Origin of the sequence: Micromonospora sp. NPDC093243 (assembly GCF_044753725.1) — a bacterium.
GTDB lineage: Bacteria > Actinomycetota > Actinomycetes > Mycobacteriales > Micromonosporaceae > Micromonospora.
The window spans coordinates 133,168-149,368 of record NZ_JBIVNT010000008.1; the positions used below are offsets into that span (position 1 = coordinate 133,168).

The 16,201-nt window shown below is 72.2% G+C and carries 14 protein-coding genes; 4 read left to right on the forward strand and 10 right to left on the reverse strand.

What is annotated here, in order from left to right:
• The first annotated feature begins 122 nt into the window (after positions 1–122).
• The gene (disA, locus tag ACIP9D_RS26060; RefSeq protein WP_350873510.1) at positions 123–1,307 is read left to right on the forward strand and encodes a DNA integrity scanning diadenylate cyclase DisA; all 1,185 of its coding nucleotides are present in this window, start codon (positions 123–125) and stop codon (positions 1,305–1,307) included.
• A 6-nt stretch (positions 1,308–1,313) separates the two neighbouring features.
• Here disA and ACIP9D_RS26065 read toward each other — a convergent pair whose 3' ends face one another.
• The 3 genes from ACIP9D_RS26065 to ACIP9D_RS26075 all read right to left on the reverse strand — a co-directional run bounded on the left by ACIP9D_RS26065 (position 1,314) and on the right by ACIP9D_RS26075 (position 3,338).
• On the reverse strand, positions 1,314–2,027 hold the full coding sequence (locus ACIP9D_RS26065; RefSeq protein WP_350873511.1) for a hypothetical protein: 714 nt from the start codon (positions 2,025–2,027) through the stop codon (positions 1,314–1,316).
• Between the two features lie 205 nt (positions 2,028–2,232).
• On the reverse strand, positions 2,233–2,829 hold the full coding sequence (locus ACIP9D_RS26070; protein ID WP_350873512.1) for a peptide deformylase: 597 nt from the start codon (positions 2,827–2,829) through the stop codon (positions 2,233–2,235).
• On the reverse strand, positions 2,826–3,338 hold the full coding sequence (locus ACIP9D_RS26075; RefSeq protein ID WP_350873513.1) for an ACT domain-containing protein: 513 nt from the start codon (positions 3,336–3,338) through the stop codon (positions 2,826–2,828). Before ACIP9D_RS26075 ends, ACIP9D_RS26070 begins: the two co-directional genes overlap by 4 nt.
• 96 nt (positions 3,339–3,434) lie before the next feature.
• On the opposite strand from ACIP9D_RS26075, the gene ACIP9D_RS26080 reads away from it, so the two are divergent.
• Positions 3,435–4,346: an A/G-specific adenine glycosylase gene (locus tag ACIP9D_RS26080; RefSeq protein WP_350873514.1), complete on the forward strand. Its 912-nt coding sequence runs from the start codon at positions 3,435–3,437 to the stop codon at positions 4,344–4,346.
• 362 nt (positions 4,347–4,708) lie between these two features.
• On the opposite strand, the gene ACIP9D_RS26085 is transcribed toward ACIP9D_RS26080, so the two are convergent.
• The 3 genes from ACIP9D_RS26085 to lysS form a co-directional block, all read right to left on the reverse strand.
• Positions 4,709–7,249, reverse strand: coding sequence for an ATP-dependent Clp protease ATP-binding subunit (locus ACIP9D_RS26085; RefSeq protein ID WP_350873515.1), 2,541 nt, complete (start codon positions 7,247–7,249; stop codon positions 4,709–4,711).
• A gap of 531 nt (positions 7,250–7,780) precedes the next feature.
• Entirely contained in the window at positions 7,781–8,125 is a 345-nt protein-coding gene (locus ACIP9D_RS26090) for an Lsr2 family protein (RefSeq protein ID WP_350873516.1), read from the reverse strand.
• A 112-nt stretch (positions 8,126–8,237) separates the two neighbouring features.
• Positions 8,238–9,746, reverse strand: coding sequence for a lysine--tRNA ligase (gene lysS, locus ACIP9D_RS26095; protein ID WP_350873517.1), 1,509 nt, complete (start codon positions 9,744–9,746; stop codon positions 8,238–8,240).
• A gap of 88 nt (positions 9,747–9,834) precedes the next feature.
• Here lysS and ACIP9D_RS26100 point away from each other — a divergent pair, with 88 nt between their 5' ends.
• Positions 9,835–10,584, forward strand: a complete 750-nt coding sequence (locus ACIP9D_RS26100; protein WP_350873518.1) for a class I SAM-dependent methyltransferase — start codon at positions 9,835–9,837, stop codon at positions 10,582–10,584.
• Positions 10,585–10,620: 36 nt separating this feature from the next.
• Here the strand turns inward: ACIP9D_RS26100 and ACIP9D_RS26105 are convergent, their stop codons facing one another.
• Entirely contained in the window at positions 10,621–11,379 is a 759-nt protein-coding gene (locus ACIP9D_RS26105) for a type III pantothenate kinase (RefSeq protein ID WP_350873519.1), read from the reverse strand.
• A gap of 118 nt (positions 11,380–11,497) precedes the next feature.
• Here ACIP9D_RS26105 and ACIP9D_RS26110 point away from each other — a divergent pair, with 118 nt between their 5' ends.
• On the forward strand, positions 11,498–12,589 hold the full coding sequence (locus tag ACIP9D_RS26110) for a hypothetical protein (protein WP_350873520.1): 1,092 nt from the start codon (positions 11,498–11,500) through the stop codon (positions 12,587–12,589).
• A gap of 43 nt (positions 12,590–12,632) precedes the next feature.
• On the opposite strand, the gene nadC is transcribed toward ACIP9D_RS26110, so the two are convergent.
• From nadC to ACIP9D_RS26125, 3 genes are all read right to left on the reverse strand, one after another.
• The gene (gene nadC, locus ACIP9D_RS26115; RefSeq protein WP_350873521.1) at positions 12,633–13,529 is read right to left on the reverse strand and encodes a carboxylating nicotinate-nucleotide diphosphorylase; all 897 of its coding nucleotides are present in this window, start codon (positions 13,527–13,529) and stop codon (positions 12,633–12,635) included.
• Positions 13,526–15,220 (reverse strand): L-aspartate oxidase, encoded by a 1,695-nt coding sequence (locus ACIP9D_RS26120; protein WP_350873522.1) that lies wholly within the window; start codon positions 15,218–15,220, stop codon positions 13,526–13,528. The genes nadC and ACIP9D_RS26120 overlap by 4 nt, the downstream gene beginning before the upstream one ends.
• Positions 15,221–15,302: 82 nt before the next feature.
• Positions 15,303–16,196: a septum formation family protein gene (locus ACIP9D_RS26125; RefSeq protein ID WP_350873523.1), complete on the reverse strand. Its 894-nt coding sequence runs from the start codon at positions 16,194–16,196 to the stop codon at positions 15,303–15,305.
• Positions 16,197–16,201 lie beyond the last annotated feature (5 nt).

Below are 16,201 nucleotides of genomic sequence, written 5' to 3' on the forward strand. Positions count from 1 at the left end.
GGCCGGCGCGGCGGGACCGCACGGGCGATACCGGACAGCATGTCGAGGGCCGGGCGGGGCATCGTGACACATCACAGTAACCGCGACAGCACCCACCGCACGCCAGTCCGTAGACTGTGCCCGTGCCGATCGACCGCGACACCACCAAGCCTGCCGGCGCGACGCCTCACGCCCGCACCGCTGCCGTGGGCTCGCCGGCCCGTCCCATCAGCGTGAACGTGACCGGGGCCGCCGGAGCCCCCGGCGGTGACCCGCTGCGCGCCAACCTCGCGTTGATGGCGCCCGGCACCGCCCTGCGCGACGGCCTCGAACGGATCCTGCGGGGCCGCACCGGCGCCCTGATCGTCCTCGGCTACGACAAGGTGGTCGAAGGGCTCTGCACCGGGGGCTTCCCGCTCGACGTGGAATTCTCCGCCACCCGGGTCCGCGAGCTGTGCAAGATGGACGGCGCGGTGGTGCTCTCCAGCGACGGCACCCGCATCGTCCGGGCGGCCGTGCACCTGATGCCCGACCCGTCCATCCCCACCGAGGAGTCCGGCACCCGGCACCGCACGGCCGAGCGGGTGGCCCGGCAGACCGGCTACCCGGTCATCTCGGTCAGCCAGTCCATGCGGATCATCAGCCTCTACGTCAACGGCCAGCGGCACGTGCTGGACGACTCGGCAGCGATCCTCTCCCGGGCCAACCAGGCCCTGGCCACCCTGGAGCGCTACAAGCTCCGGCTGGACGAGGTCTCGGGCACGCTCTCCGCGCTGGAGATCGAGGATCTGGTCACCGTGCGCGACGCGGTCGCGGTCGTGCAGCGACTCGAGATGGTCCGGCGGATCGCCGACGAGATCGCCGGCTACGTGGTCGAGCTGGGCACCGACGGCCGCCTGCTCGCGCTCCAGCTCGACGAGCTGATGGCGGGGGTCGACGCCGACCGCACGCTGGTCATCCGGGACTACCTCCCGGCCGGCCGCAAGTCGCGCACCCTCGACGAGGCACTGGTCGAGCTGGACCTGCTCGGCGCCACCGAGCTGATCGACCTGGTCTCGGTCGCCAAGGCGATCGGCTATCCGGCCGCCTCCGACGCGCTGGACGCGGCGGTCAGCCCGCGCGGCTTCCGACTGCTGGCGAAGGTGCCGCGGCTGCCGGTGGCGGTGGTCGACCGGCTGGTCGTGCACTTCGGCAGCCTGCAGCGGCTGCTCGGCGCGACCGTGGAGGATCTCCAGGCGGTCGAGGGCGTCGGCGACGCCCGGGCGCGCGGCGTCCGGGAGGGGCTCTCCCGGCTTGCCGAGGCGTCCATCCTGGAGCGTTACGTCTGACCGGGCTCAGCCCGAGATGGTCAGCTTCACCGGATCGCTGAGCTTGGTGCCCACCCGGGCGAAGACCTGGTAGGTCCCAGCCGGCGGATAGGGGCCGGCGGCCAGCCCGTTCGCACACCGGCTGGTGTCCCGGCCGTTCCAGCCCACCTGGTAGGAGCGCTCGAAGCCGGGGGTGAACGACTGCACGTCGGAGCCCTTGCCGGTGCCGCAGGTGTCGGAGGACCAGATCTTCTCGGCGCCGGACTTGATGAACAGCTCCTGCAGATCGGCGCCCACGTTCCGGCTGCACGTCCGGTCCGACCGGTTCTTGATCTTCAAGTGCAGGTCGACCACGGCGCCGCGCCGGACCGAAGAGGGCAGCGCGACCGCGGTCACGCTGATCTCGGTGTCGGTGCAGCTCCCGTCGTTCGTCCCGGCGGCCGGCGCCACCGGCGGGTCCTCGGTCGGGGATGCGGGTGCCCCGGTGGACGGGTCGGCGACGTCAGGGTCGTCCGATGCCTCCGGCGGCGGCGCCCCGGTCTGCGGGGTGAGCACCGAACCCGTCGGCCCCGGGGTGGCCGTCGAGCTCGGGGACGACCCGGCCCGAGGGGTGTCGCCGCTGTTGCCCGAGCCGGTGCACGAGTAGAGCAGGACAATCAGGAAGAGAAGCCCCGCTCCGAGTACGACGGCGCGACGCCGCCAGTACACGGCGGGTGGCAGGGGGCCGACCGTCAGACGCATGATGCCCCCACCGTAGCCGCGCGCCGGCCGGCACACCTGCGCGACGCGCCGGCAGGTTCACCCGCGGGTCCGCCCGGCGGTCCACTGTAGACCTCGGATCCGCTCACCGGGGCGGGGTGCTGAGCCGACATGTCCCTCCCCGGCGACGGCCACCGGTGGTGCCCCCGCCCGGTCCACGATCGGCCCGGCGGCGTCGTCCGGCAGTTCAGAGATAGACCTTGCGCTGGTAGATGGCGTGCGCCCCGGCCACCCGGTCCAGGAAGAGCAGGCCGGCGCAGTGGTCGATCTCGTGTTGCAGCGCGCGCGCCTCGAAACCGTCGCTGACGAGCCGGACCGTGGCGCCGCTGCCCGGCAACTCCCCCTCGACCACCAGCCGACTGGCCCGCTTGACGTCCCCGGTCAGGTCCGGCACCGACATGCAGCCCTCCCGGCCCGGCTTCCAACGGGTCGCCTCGACCACCCGCGCGTTGCAGAGCGCGAAGGTGCCGTGCACGGTGACCGCCTTGGGATGCCCGGTCACGTCCACCGCGAAGACCCGGGCGCCCACGCCGATCTGCGGGGCGGCGAGACCCACACAGCCGGGCGAGACCCGCATGGTGGCGATCAGATCGGCGGCCAGCCGTACCGTCTCCGCCGAGGTCGGGTCCACCTCGCCGCCCGCCCGGCTGAGCGCCTGGTGCGGCGCGGCGACCACGGCACGGACCTCACCGGGCACAGTCAGCGTCTCCGGTGTCCAGTCGCCGAGCCCGGCGTACTCCGTGCCGGTGCGGTCGGCCTCCGGCTCCCGTACGTCCCCCGTCACAGCAGGTCCGGATCCGCCGGCCGGATGGTGACCTCGACGCCCAACTCGGCGGCGGTGCGGTCCAGCTGGCCGCTGAGGGTGTCGACAGTGCCGGGCGGCAGGTCCACCTCGGCGAGCACCACGTAGAGCGAGCCGACCAGCCGGGTGCTCAGATCGGTGACGTTGCCGCCGGCGTCGGTGAGCACCCGGGTCATCGCCGCGACGATGCCCATCCGGTCCGCCCCGTGCACCGCCACCACGTACGGCTCGCCGCCCGGCGCGACCTCGCCGTCCGGGGTCACCGCCCGTACGGTCGCCAGCAGCTGGCCGTCGGCGGCGAGCGGCGCCAGGGCGGCCTCGACATCCGCGGCGGCCGGCCCGACGCAGATCAGGGTCATCGCGAAGTGTCCGCGCAGCCGGGTCATGGTGCTGTCGGTGAGGTTCGCGCCCAGCCGGGCGAGCACCTCGGCGACGTCGGCGACGATGCCCGGCCGGTCCCGGCCGATGACGGTGATCGCGAGCTCGTTCATCCGGGCATTCTGCCCGATCCGCCACCGGTACCCGCGCCGCCCCGCCCAGCCCGCCCAACCTCCGGGACCGGCCCGCGTGACATCATCGGCGGCACGATGACTGAACCGAACTTCGCCACCCTGGTCAGCCGCTGGTACGAGGAGAACGCCCGCGACCTGCCGTGGCGCAAGCCGGACGTCGGCCCCTGGGCGATCCTGGTCAGCGAGGTGATGCTCCAGCAGACGCCGGTGGTCCGGGTGCTGCCCGCCTTCGACGCGTGGCTCGCCCGGTGGCCGGTGCCGGCCGCGCTGGCGCAGGAGAGCCCGGCAGAGGCGATCCGGATGTGGGGGCGGCTCGGCTACCCACGCCGGGCGGTACGGCTGTACGAGTGCGCGGTGGCGATCGTGGAGCGGCACGGCGGGGAGGTCCCGGACCGGCTGGACCAGCTGTTGGCGCTGCCGGGCGTCGGCACGTACACCGCCCGGGCGGTCGCCGCGTTCGCGTACGGGCAGCGGCACCCGGTGGTCGACACGAACGTCCGTCGGGTCGTCTGCCGGGCCGTCGCCGGCCAGCCGGACGCCGGGCCGGCCACCCGTCCCGCCGACCTGGTCGCCACCGAGGAGCTGCTACCCCTGGAGCCGGCCGCGGCGGCGCTGGCCAGCGCGGCCTTCATGGAGTTGGGCGCGGTTATCTGCACCGCTCGGACACCACACTGCGCCCGCTGCCCGGTGGAGTCGAGCTGCGCGTGGCGGGCGTCCGGGCAGGAGGCGCCGGCTGGGCCCACCCGCCGGCCACAGCGGTACGCCGGCACCGATCGGCAGGTGCGCGGCCTGCTGCTCGCAATGCTGCGGGAGGCGACCGGCCCGGTGCCGCAGCAGCGGCTGGACCAGGTGTGGACGGACGACGTCCAGCGGGCCCGGGCCCTGGCCGGCCTGGTGCAGGACGGCCTGGTGGAGCCGGCCGGCGCGGACACGTTCCGCCTCGTCGGCGACGGCCCGCCCCGGCCCGTCGCCGACCTCACCCACTGACCACCGGCCTCCCACCGGCGCGGACGCTGCCAGCGCGGCGGGTGATCCACTCCACGTCGCCGACATGGGGGTGTCCGGCCGGCGCCGAAAGCGCAATGTCGCCGACATGCAGTTGATCTGGGTTGGTCAACTCGGGTTCCGGGATGTCGGGTTGTCCGGTCACCTGGTGGGCCCGGTTTCCGTGAACCCGAGTCGATCAGCTGGCGGGCATCCGCAGGGCGGATACCAGCGGCCAGGCGCGCGGGTCAGGCGGGCCGAGCGCTCAAGGACGAGAGTGGCGGGGCCGGCCCGGCGGGGTGAGGACAAAAGGGCGGGGCCCCGGTGGCTTACGCCACCGGGGCCCCGTCACATTCGCCTAGCCTTTACGCCGCCGAGTCGTCCGCACCCGCGGTGGCCGCGCCACCGAGGTCCGCCGGCACGGCGTCCGGCACCTCCACCGGCTTGTCCGCGCCCCGGAAGACGAGCTTGGACTTGTCGATGTCGGCCGGGTCACCCTCGCAGTCCACCACCACGATCTGACCCGGGGTCAGCTCGTTGAAGAGGATCCGCTCGGAGAGGTTGTCCTCGATGTCGCGCTGGATCGTGCGACGCAGCGGACGCGCACCGAGAACCGGGTCGAAGCCCTTCTTCGCCAGGTACTTCTTGGCGTTGTCGGTCAGCTCCAGGCCCATGTCCTTGTTGCGCAGCTGCGTCTCGATCCGCTGGATCATGATGTCGACGATCGAGAGGATCTCGGACTCGCGCAGCTGGTGGAAGACGATCGTGTCGTCGATCCGGTTGAGGAACTCAGGCCGGAAGTGCTGCTTGAGCTCGTCGTTGACCTTCTGCTTCATCCGGTCGTAGTTGGACTCGGAGTCCTCCGACGCCTGGAAGCCCAGCGACACCGCCTTGGCCACGTCGCGCGTGCCAAGGTTGGTGGTCAGGATGATGACCGTGTTCTTGAAGTCCACGATCCGACCCTGACCGTCGGTGAGCCGACCGTCCTCCAGGATCTGGAGCAGCGTGTTGAAGACGTCCGGGTGGGCCTTCTCGATCTCGTCGAAGAGGACCACCGAGAACGGCCGACGCCGCACCTTCTCGGTCAGCTGACCGCCCTCGTCGTAGCCGACGTAGCCGGGAGGGGCACCCACGAGCCGGGAGACCGTGTAGCGGTCGTGGAACTCGGACATGTCCAGCTGGATGAGGGCGTCCTCGCTGCCGAAGAGGAACTCGGCGAGCGCCTTGGAGAGCTCGGTCTTACCGACGCCGGACGGACCGGCGAAGATGAACGAGCCCGACGGACGCTTCGGGTCCTTCAGGCCGGCCCGGGTACGCCGGATCGCCTTCGAGACCGCCTTGACCGCGTCCTCCTGGCCGATGACGCGCTTGTGCAGCTCGTCCTCCATGCGCAGCAGGCGCGAGGTCTCCTCCTCGGTCAGCTTGTAGACCGGGATGCCGGTCCAGTTGCCGAGCACCTCGGCGATCTGCTCGTCGTCAACCTCGCTGACGACGTCCAGGTCACCGGCCTTCCACTCCTTCTCCCGCTGTGCCTTCTGGCCAAGGAGCTGCTTCTCCTTGTCGCGCAGCTGGGCGGCGCGCTCGAAGTCCTGCGCGTCGATCGCGGACTCCTTGTCGCGGCGGACCTGGGCGATCCGCTCGTCGAAGTCGCGCAGGTCTGGCGGCGCGGTCATCCGGCGGATGCGCATCCGGGCGCCGGCCTCGTCGATCAGGTCGATCGCCTTGTCCGGCAGGAAGCGGTCCGAGATGTAGCGGTCGGCCAGGGTCGCCGCCGCCACCAGGGCGGCGTCGGTGATGCTCACCCGGTGGTGCGCCTCGTAGCGGTCGCGCAGCCCCTTGAGGATCTCGATGGTGTGGGCCAGCGAGGGCTCACCCACCTGGATCGGCTGGAACCGGCGCTCGAGCGCGGCGTCCTTCTCCAGGTGCTTGCGGTATTCGTCGAGGGTGGTGGCGCCGATGGTCTGCAGCTCACCTCGGGCCAGCATCGGCTTGAGGATGCTCGCCGCGTCGATCGCGCCCTCGGCGGCACCCGCACCCACCAGGGTGTGGATCTCGTCGATGAAGAGGATGATGTCGCCCCGGGTGCGGATCTCCTTGAGCACCTTCTTGAGGCGCTCCTCGAAGTCACCGCGGTAGCGGGAACCGGCTACCAGCGCACCGAGGTCGAGCGTGTAGAGCTGCTTGTCCTTCAGCGTCTCGGGCACCTCGCCCTTGATGATCTTCTGGGACAGCCCCTCGACCACGGCGGTCTTGCCGACGCCGGGCTCACCGATCAGGACCGGGTTGTTCTTGGTACGGCGGGAGAGCACCTGCATGACCCGCTCGATTTCCTTCTCGCGCCCGATGACCGGGTCGAGCTTGCCCTCGCGGGCGGCCTGGGTCAGGTTACGGCCGAACTGGTCCAGCACGAGGCTGGTGGACGGCGCGGCCTCGCCCGGCGCGGCGCCAGCCGCGGCCGGCTCCTTGCCCTGGTAGCCGGAGAGCAGCTGGATCACCTGCTGGCGGACCCGGTTGAGGTCGGCGCCGAGCTTGACCAGCACCTGGGCGGCGACGCCCTCACCCTCCCGGATCAGACCGAGCAGGATGTGCTCCGTGCCGATGTAGTTGTGGCCGAGCTGCAGCGCCTCGCGCAGCGACAGCTCCAGCACCTTCTTGGCCCGCGGCGTGAACGGGATGTGCCCGCTCGGCGCCTGCTGGCCCTGGCCGATGATCTCCTCGACCTGCTGGCGGACGCCCTCCAGGGAGATGCCGAGGCTCTCCAGGGCCTTAGCCGCGACGCCTTCACCTTCGTGGATCAGGCCCAGCAGGATGTGTTCCGTACCGATGTAGTTGTGGTTGAGCATCCGGGCCTCTTCTTGGGCCAGGACGACAACCCGTCGCGCTCGGTCGGTGAACCGCTCGAACATGCCCTCGTGCTCCTCACGTGCCGTGCGCCTTGATGGTCAAGATCTTGGCGGGGCCGGTGCGCGAACGTCCGGGACGGGCGTCCGTGCCTCATTACTCTATCGCCGCGGACCGACTCAGCTGAGGTCGTGTGTCTCCGGGGGGAGCCGGGTTCGCGTCGTTTTGCACAACCGTGCGCGCTCAGAAGGTGTTCCGGCACCTCCGGCGCTACGCGCAGAGCGAAATTCGCCCCCGCCCGTGGACGGGCCGTTCGGGCCCCGAAGGGGCCGAATCCGCGTCGGCGCGGCCCGTTGGGGGCCGCCCGGGAGTCATCCACAGGCTGTGGACAGAATCTCCACCGCCTGTGGACAACGTCGGCTCGCGGGGCTTTCTTCCCGGCCGCCGCGGGCCTCGGGAGTGGTACGGCACCGACCCGGCCGCCCCGGGCCGCGGGGGTGGTCCGGCACCGATCGGGCCTGCGGGCGGGAATACGGCGACGCCGGCCCGAAGCGGTGCTCCGGCCCGGCGTCGGGTCGCCCGTACTGTCCGCTCGGTCAGCGCCGGGCGTGGAACTCGTCGACGATCTCCTGCGGGATCCGGCCCCGGTCGGAGATGTCCTTCCCGGCCTTCTTGGCCCACTCCCGGATCGCCCGGTTCTGCTCCCGGTCGGCGGTGGCACCGCCCCGGCCCCGCGCCGCCCGGCCGCCGACCACGACGCCGCCGCGACCGACCTTGGTGCCGGCCGCCACGTACTGCGCGAATACGTCACGCAATTTCTCGGCGTTCGCACTCGACAGGTCGATCTCGTACTGAACTCCGTCCAGCGCGAACTTGACCGTCTCGTCAGCGTCCCCGCCGTCCAGGTCATCGACCAGCTTGTGAATGATCTGCTTGGCCACGTCCCACATTCCTTTCGAGCAGGGTGCTCCTGCTAACTCAGAGCACAATAACCCGTTCGGCGCTCGTTGCGTCAATAGGATGCGGTATAACCACCGGTGGCCGGGCCGGCGACTACTCGGGGCGGACCAACGGGAACAGGATCGTTTCCCGAATTCCCAGGCCGGTCAGCGCCATCAAGAGCCGGTCGATTCCCATTCCCATACCGCCGGCGGGCGGCATTCCATACTCCATCGCCCGGAGAAAGTCCTCGTCGAGCCGCATCGCCTCGTCGTCGCCGCGGGCGGCCAGCTGCGCCTGGGCCACCAGCCGTTCCCGCTGCACCACCGGATCGACCAGCTCGGAGTAGGCGGTGCCGAGCTCGAAGCCGAGCACGTAGAGGTCCCACTTCTCGGCCAGCCCGGGCTCGCTGCGGTGCGCCCGGGTCAGCGGGCTGGTCTCCTCCGGGTAGTCCCGGACGAAGGTCGGCGCCTGCAGGCCCGGGACGACCAACTCCTCGAACAGTTCCTCGGCGAGCTTGCCCGGCCCCCACTTCGGGTCGACGGCCAATCCCACCTTGTCGGCGTACTCCACCAGGCGGGCGCGTTCGGTGCGGACCGTGACCTCCTCGCCGAGCGCCTCGGAAAGCACCCCGAACAGGGTCACCGATCGCCACTCGCCGCCCAGGTCGAACTCCTGCCCGTCGGCGTGGGTGACCACCGTCGAGCCACTCACCGCGATCGCCGCCTGTTGCACGAGATTCCGGGTCAGCTCGGCCATCGTGTCGTAGTCGCCGTACGCCTGGTAGGTCTCCAGCATGGCGAACTCCGGCGAGTGCGAAGAGTCGACGCCCTCATTCCGGAAGTTGCGGTTGATCTCGAAGACCCGGTCGACACCACCGACCACGGCCCGCTTCAGAAACAGTTCCGGCGCGATTCGCAGATACAGATCGGTACTCAACGCATTGCTGTGGGTCACGAATGGGCGGGCGGCGGCACCACCGTGCAGCAACTGCAGCATCGGGGTCTCGACCTCGATGAAACCCTGCCCGTGCAGGGAGTCGCGCAGACTGCGGACGGTCGCCGCCCGGGTGCGGACCATCTGGCGGGCCTGCGGGCGGACGATCAGGTCGACGTAGCGCTGCCGGACCCGGGCCTCCTCGGAGAGCGGCTTGTGCGCCACCGGCAGCGGCCGCAGCGCCTTCGCGGTCACCGCCCACTCCTCGGCCAGCACCGACAACTCACCCCGACGGCTGGTGATCACCTCGCCGGTGACCCCGACGTGGTCACCGAGGTCCACCAGGCGCTTCCAGTCCTCCAGCCGCTCCGGGCCGACCCGGTCGAGCGAGAGCATCGCCTGAAGTTCGGTCCCGTCGCCGTCGCGCAGGGTGGCGAAGCAGAGCTTGCCGGTGTTCCGGATGAAGATCACCCGTCCGGTGACGGAGACCCGGTCCCCGGTGGCGGTGTCGGTCGGCAGATCGCCGTAACGCGCGCGGACCTCGGCGAGGGTGGCGGTACGGGGAAAGCCGACCGGGTACGGCTCGACGCCGTCGGCGAGCATCCGGTCCCGCTTCTCCCGGCGGACCTTCATCTGCTCGGGAAGGTCGTCGGCGGGGTCCACTGGCAGGGCGTTCTGCTCGGTCACGGCACGCTTCCTCGTCACGGAGATTCAGGGGGTCAGGCCCGAGCGTACTCAAGCCCACAGAGGGCTGTTACCGGATAACCTGCCCGCCATGGTCGATCACACTCAGGCTCTCTCGTTCGGTGCCGCCGCGGCCGATTACGACCGCTTTCGGCCCCGATATCCGGAAGCCGCCGTACGGTGGGCGCTCGACGACATGACCGGCGGGGACGCGCCGGCCCGGGTCGTCGATCTCGCCGCCGGCACCGGCATCCTCAGCCGCGCCGTGCTGGCCCTGGGCCACCGGGTCGTACCCGTGGAGCCCGATCCGGGGATGCGGGCGCAGCTGGCGACCGCCACCCCGGGCACGACGGCGTTGGCAGGCAGCGCCGAGGCGGTGCCGCTGGCCGACGGCGCGGCGGACGCGGTGCTGGTCGGCCAGGCCTACCACTGGTTCGACCGCGAGCGCGCGCACGCCGAGATCGCGCGGGTCCTCCGCCCCGGCGGCACGTTCGCGCCGATCTGGAACACCCGGGACGAGCGGGTCGAGTGGGTGGCGGAGCTGGGCCGGATCGCCCACCTGGGCGACAACGCCGGGGACGTGACCGAGAAGTACGCCGACTTCGGCCCCGAGTTCGAGCCGATCGAGGTGGGTCACTTCGCCCACGCCACGACGCTCACGCTGGACGACCTGGTCGCCCTGATCCGGACCCGCTCCTACTGGCTCACCGCGCCGGCCGAGGCCCGGCAGCTGGTGGAGCGGGAGCTACGGGAGCTTCTCGCCACCCACCCGGAGCTGGCCGGGCGGGAGACGGTCGAGCTGCCGTACCGGACGATCGTGCTGCGGGCCCGGCGGCGGTGACCCCCGCGCGGCGTCCGGCCCCGGCGGCGGCCGGGGTCAGACGTTGCGCTCGTAGACCATCCGCAGGCCGATCAGCGTGATCATCGGCTCGTGGTGGGTGATAGTCCGACACTCGTTGAGCACCAGCGAGGCGAGTCCGCCGGTGGCGATCACCGCCCGCACCTCGCCCAGCTCGTCGGTCATCCGCTCGACGATCCGGTCCACCTGGCCGGCGAAGCCGAAGTACAGGCCGGACTGGAGGCACTCGACGGTGTTCTTGCCGATCACCGACCGCGGCCGGGTCGCCTCGACCTTGCGCAGCTGGGCCGCGCGGGCGGCGAGCGCGTCGAAGGAGATCTCGATGCCCGGGGCGAAGGCGCCGCCGAGGAACTCGCCCCGGTCGCTGATCACGTCGAAGTTGGTGGTGGTACCGAAGTCGACCACGATCGACGGGCCGCCGTAGAGGGTGTACGCGGCGAGGGTGTTCACCACCCGGTCGGCGCCGACCTCCTTCGGGTTGTCGATCGCCAGTTGCACCCCGGTCCGCACGCCGGGCTCGACGATCACGCTCGGCAGGTCGGCGTAGTAGCGGGCGAGCATGGTGCGCAGCGAGCGCAGCGCCGCCGGCACCGTGGAGCAGGCGGCCACCCCGGTGATCTCGACCGCGTCCCCGGCGAGCAGGCCGCGGAACATCAGGCCCAGCTCGTCCGCGGTGGACCGGGCGTCGGTCTTGATCCGCCAGGAGTGCACCAGCTTGTCGCCGTCGAAGGTCGCCAGCACGGTGTTGGTGTTTCCGATGTCGATGCAGAGCAGCACGACCGCAGCCTAGACAACGACCGTACGGGCGGGCGCGGACCGGCCGACGCCCCGTATCCTTGTTCCATCGCGGCATGAACATGGGTCGATCCACGGCGCGGCCGGACGGGGAGCGGACATGTCGGGAAAGTGGTGGGCGCGCGGGCGCAACACCCTGCGCCGGCGCCGGCGCCACGTGCTCGTGCTCATCGCCCTCGCGGGTGGGGCCGTCTGGATGGTCGTGCAGGCCTGGCACGCGTCCCGACGGGAGACCGGGAGTTTCGCCGGCGAGCTCTACCTCAACATCGGCGCCGCGCTGATCATGACGTTGCTGACCTACGTGGTGCTCAACCCGCTCTTCCGAGAGCTCCAGACCGCGAGCATCATCGAGCATCCCCGGCTGGATCGGGACGCGCTGATCGAGCGGGTGGCCCGATGCCGCGAGCTGGTCGCGATCCTGGAGACCTGGACCAGCATGCTGGAGGGCCCGTACGCCCGCCGATTCGTCTCCGCGCTGCGCTCCTCGCTGGCCAACGGCGCGACGGTACGGATGCTGCTGCTCGACCCGGACTCCCCCGCGGTCCGGCTGCGCGGCGAGGAGCTGCGCCGCCGCGACGCCTCGGTGGCGATCCTCAACAACCTCTGGCACCTGGCCCGGCTGCACGAGGAGCTGCCCGAGTCGGCCCGGGCCCGGCTCCAGGTGCGGATCTACAGCGCGGCACCCTCGGTGCAGATGTACCGCTGGGACAGCAAGGCGTTCATCTCGTTCTTCCCGGTGCGGGGCAGCACCTTCGACACCCAGCAGATCGAGGCGTACGTCTCGACGCCGCTCGGGGAGTTCGTCGACGACCGCTTCGCCGAACTCTGGGACACCGCGCCGACGCAGGACCTGGCCGCCTGCCTCAGCCTGCGGCTCTGCCTGCGTCAGGGCGGCCGCGACCTGGAGACCTGCGAGGCGCTCTACGTACGCTCGGACGGCGACTGGTACATCGCCGGCGCCGACCTGGTCCGCAACGTGGCCCGGCACGGCATGACCGGGCTGACCGTGGTGCTCGACCGGCCGGAGGCGGACGGTGAGGTCTTCGCCATCGGCGAGGCCGACGAGCTGGCCCCGGAGGTCTACAACCGGGTGCTCGAACTGTTCCGGGCAAAGTACGGCCTCGACAGTCGGCAGGACACCGAGAACCGGGTCATCTTCAACCTGGCCAGCACCTCGCTCACCACGGTCTGACCCGCCCGGTACGGGCCCGGTCGGTCGACCGGGCCCGAGCCGGTCATTCGGTACGCAGGTCCATGGCGATGTCGAGGATCGGCGAGGAGTGGGTCAGCGCCCCCACCGAGAGGAAGTCCACCCCGGTCGCCGCGTACTCGGCGGCCACCGCCAGGGTCAGCCCACCGGTCGCCTCCAGCTCGGCCCGGTCACCGACCGCGGCCACCACCTCGACCAGCTCCTCCGGGGTCATGTTGTCGCAGAGCAGGAAGTTCGCGCCGGCCTCGACCGCCTCCACCGCCTCGGCGACGGTGGTCACCTCCACCTGCACCGGGACCTCCGGGAACGCCTGCCGGACCCGGCGGTACGCCGCCGTGATGCCGCCCGCGGCGAGCTTGTGGTTGTCCTTGATCATCGCGACGTCGTAGAGGCCGAGCCGCTTGTTGGTGCCGCCGCCGGCCCGCACCGCGTACTTCTCCAGGGCGCGCAGGCCGGGGGTGGTCTTCCGGGTGTCCAGCACCATCGCCTTCGTACCGGCCAGCGCGTCGGTCCAGGCACGGGTGTGGGTGGCCACGCCGGACATCCGGCAGAGCAGGTTGAGCGCCGTCCGCTCGGCGCTGAGCAGCAGCCGGGTCGGGCCGGTGACCGTCGCCAGCACGTCCCCGCGGGCCACCCGCTCGCCGTCGGCCGCGACCAGGGAGACCGATACCGCGCCCTCGGCGGCGGTCACCTCGCCGACCAGCTCGAAGACCCCGACGGCGACCGCCAGTCCGGCCACCACCCCGTCGGCGCGAGCCACCAGGTCGGCGGTGTCGGCCTGCTCGGCCGGGATGGTGGCGACGCTGGTGACGTCGAGGAAGTCCGGACCCAGGTCCTCGGCGAGGGCATTCTCGATCACGCGGCGCACCTCGGCCGGATCCAGGCCGCCGGCCCGCAGCGCCTGCTCCGTCGACTTCCTCATGACGTTCCCTCCCACTGCTGCGTCAACCGACCCTGCGCACCGACCACCTCGATCAGGTGGCCCAGCCACCGGTCGTCGGCCGTCGGGAAGTCCTCCCGCCAGTGACACCCACGGGTCTCCTGCCGGGCGTACGCGGCGGCGACCAGCGTCGACGCCACGGTGATCAGATTCGTCGCCTCCCAGTCGGCCAGCCGCGGTCGGCCCCGCCCGGCACCGAGCTCGGCGAGCACCCCGGCGGTTCCGGCGAGGGTCGCCGCCGAGCGGAGCACCCCGGCGCCCCGGGTCATCGCCCGCTGCAGGGCCGGCGTCCCCTCCGCCGGGACGACCCAGCCCGTGCCGCCGACCCACGCCCCGGTCTCCGCCGGTCGGGCCTGCTCGGGCAGGCCGGCGGCGATGTCCTCGGCGATCCGGCGGGAGAAGACCAGCCCTTCCAGCAGCGAGTTGCTGGCCAACCGGTTCGCGCCGTGCACCCCCGTGCAGGCGACCTCGCCGCAGGCGTACAGGCCGGGGATGGAGGTGCGGCCACGCAGGTCCGTGCGGACACCGCCGGAGGCGTAGTGGGCGGCCGGCGCCACCGGGATCAGATCGGTGGCCGGGTCGACCCCGATGGCCAGGCAGGACGCCACGATGGTCGGGAAACGCCCGGCCAGGAACTCCCCGCCCAGGTGCCGGGCGTCGAGGAAGACATGGTCGCTGCCGGTGGCGAGCAGCACCCGGTGGATGCCCTTGGCCACCACGTCCCGCGGGGCCAGTTCGGCCAGCTCGTGCTGGCCGACCATGAACCGCTTGCCGTCGGCGTCCACCAGGTGGGCGCCCTCGCCGCGCAGCGCCTCGGAGACCAGCGGCTGCTGGGCGCGCAGGGCACCGGGCGTCCGGGCGTGCTCCGGCACGATCAGCGCGGTCGGGTGGAACTGGACGAACTCCACGTCGGTCACCGCGGCGCCGGCCCGGATCGCCAGCGCCACCCCGTCGCCGGTCGAGACGGCCGGGTTGGTGGTGGCCGCGAAGATCTGCCCCATCCCGCCGGTGGCCAGCACCACGGCCCGGGCCAGCAGCGCGCCGACGCCGTCCTCGCTGCCCTCGCCGAGCACGTGCAGGGTGATACCGCAGGCTGGGCCGAGCCCGCCAGGGCCGTCGCCGGGTGCCCGGATCAGGTCCAGCACCAGGGCATGCTCGACCAGCCGGATCCACGGGTCGCGGCGAACCGCGTCGTGCAGAGCACGCTGCACCTCGGCGCCGGTGGCGTCGCCACCGGCATGCACGATCCGGTCCGCCCGGTGCCCGCCCTCCCGGGTGAGCATCAAAGACCCGTCCGGGTTCCGGTCGAACTCGGCACCGATCCGCATCAGCTCGCGAAGCCGGGTCGGCCCCTCCTCCACCAGGACGCGGACCGCCGCCGGGTCGCAGAGCCCGACCCCGGCGACCTCGGTGTCCGACGCGTGCGCGGCCGGGGTGTCCCGCGGGTCGAGCACCGCGGCGATGCCGCCCTGCGCCCAGCGGGTCGACCCGTCGTCAATGTTGACCTTGGTGACGACGGTGACGTGCAGACCCGCCTCGCGCAGGTGCAGCGCGGCGGTCAGCCCGGCCACGCCCGAACCGACCACGATCACGTCGGTGGTCTCCACCCAACCCGGCGCGGGCGCGGCCAGCAGACTCGGCAGGGCCGGCAGGTCGACGGTCGGAAGGTCCATGCAGACAGTCAACCGCGAACCGCGCTCGCGAGAGGCGGCGGGGGCGGGACGAGTGGTTTCGGCTACCTCGTCCCGGGCCCGGTCAGCTGGTGCGCACCGGCAGGCCGGCCGGGCCGGCGCCCTTGAGCGAGCCGGTCACCGTCCGGTCGCTGAGCCACAGGTAGCAGCGCACCCCCCGGTCGCCGACCCGCCACCGGCCGGCGCCGGGCGGCCGGACGACCACGCCGCTGCGGTAGCGCAGGTCGCTGTCGTCCGGCACGCCGACGTACCGGCCGAGCACGGTGCGGCAGCCGGCGTAGAGCGGGGCCCAGTCGGCGTCCCGGGTGGGGTAGGCGCCCTCGGGCGCCGGCCACACCCCGACGAACTCGGCGTCGTGCCGGGACGCGCAGTCGACCGGCAGCAGCGTCTGCACGCCGCCTCCGCCCCGACCGGTGCGGGCCTCCTGACAGCCCAGCCGCAGCGGGGAGGGGCCCTTCAACACGTCCCGCAGACTGCCGGTACGGGTGACCACGGTCGCCGCGGCCTCGACCGTGGTCAGCTCGGACACGTCGCAGCGGTACCAACGGGAGCCCGCCGACCAGCCCGCGCCGGAGGGCAGCGCGACGGAGAGGCGCAACCGGCCCGCCCGCCAGTCGGCGCCGACGTAGCCGCTGGTCCGGGCGTCGCATTCGGCGAACGCGCCGCGCAGTTGGGCCGAACCGCCGGCCGGCGGCGTCGCCCACTCCACCGGGAAGGCGCCCACGTGCACGGTCTCCACCCGGTGCGGCGCGGCGCAGTCGACCGGCTGGTAGGCGGCGAGGGTCACCACGTCGGTGAAGTCAGCCGCCTGGCACACCCCGGCGGCCGGGGTGAACGCCGCCGCGACCGGCAGGGCCGGCCAGTCGTCGGTCAGATCGCCGTCGCCCTCGCCGGCGCAGCCGACCAGCAGGGCGGCCGTGCTGGCGAGCGCGAGCAGGACGGTCAACGAACGGCGCATCGCGG

Excerpts from the sequence above, each read along its gene's own strand:
- ACIP9D_RS26065 (WP_350873511.1), bottom strand. The coding sequence starts at position 2,027 with ATGCGTCTGACGGTCGGCCCCCTGCCACCCGCCGTGTACTGGCGGCGT.
- ACIP9D_RS26075 (WP_350873513.1), bottom strand. The coding sequence starts at position 3,338 with ATGAACGAGCTCGCGATCACCGTCATCGGCCGGGACCGGCCGGGCATC.
- ACIP9D_RS26080 (WP_350873514.1), top strand. The coding sequence starts at position 3,435 with ATGACTGAACCGAACTTCGCCACCCTGGTCAGCCGCTGGTACGAGGAG.
- ACIP9D_RS26085 (WP_350873515.1), bottom strand. The coding sequence starts at position 7,249 with ATGTTCGAGCGGTTCACCGACCGAGCGCGACGGGTTGTCGTCCTGGCC.
- ACIP9D_RS26100 (WP_350873518.1), top strand. The coding sequence starts at position 9,835 with ATGGTCGATCACACTCAGGCTCTCTCGTTCGGTGCCGCCGCGGCCGAT.
- ACIP9D_RS26110 (WP_350873520.1), top strand. The coding sequence starts at position 11,498 with ATGTCGGGAAAGTGGTGGGCGCGCGGGCGCAACACCCTGCGCCGGCGC.
- nadC (WP_350873521.1), bottom strand. The coding sequence starts at position 13,529 with ATGAGGAAGTCGACGGAGCAGGCGCTGCGGGCCGGCGGCCTGGATCCG.
- ACIP9D_RS26120 (WP_350873522.1), bottom strand. The coding sequence starts at position 15,220 with ATGGACCTTCCGACCGTCGACCTGCCGGCCCTGCCGAGTCTGCTGGCC.
- ACIP9D_RS26125 (WP_350873523.1), bottom strand. The coding sequence starts at position 16,196 with ATGCGCCGTTCGTTGACCGTCCTGCTCGCGCTCGCCAGCACGGCCGCC.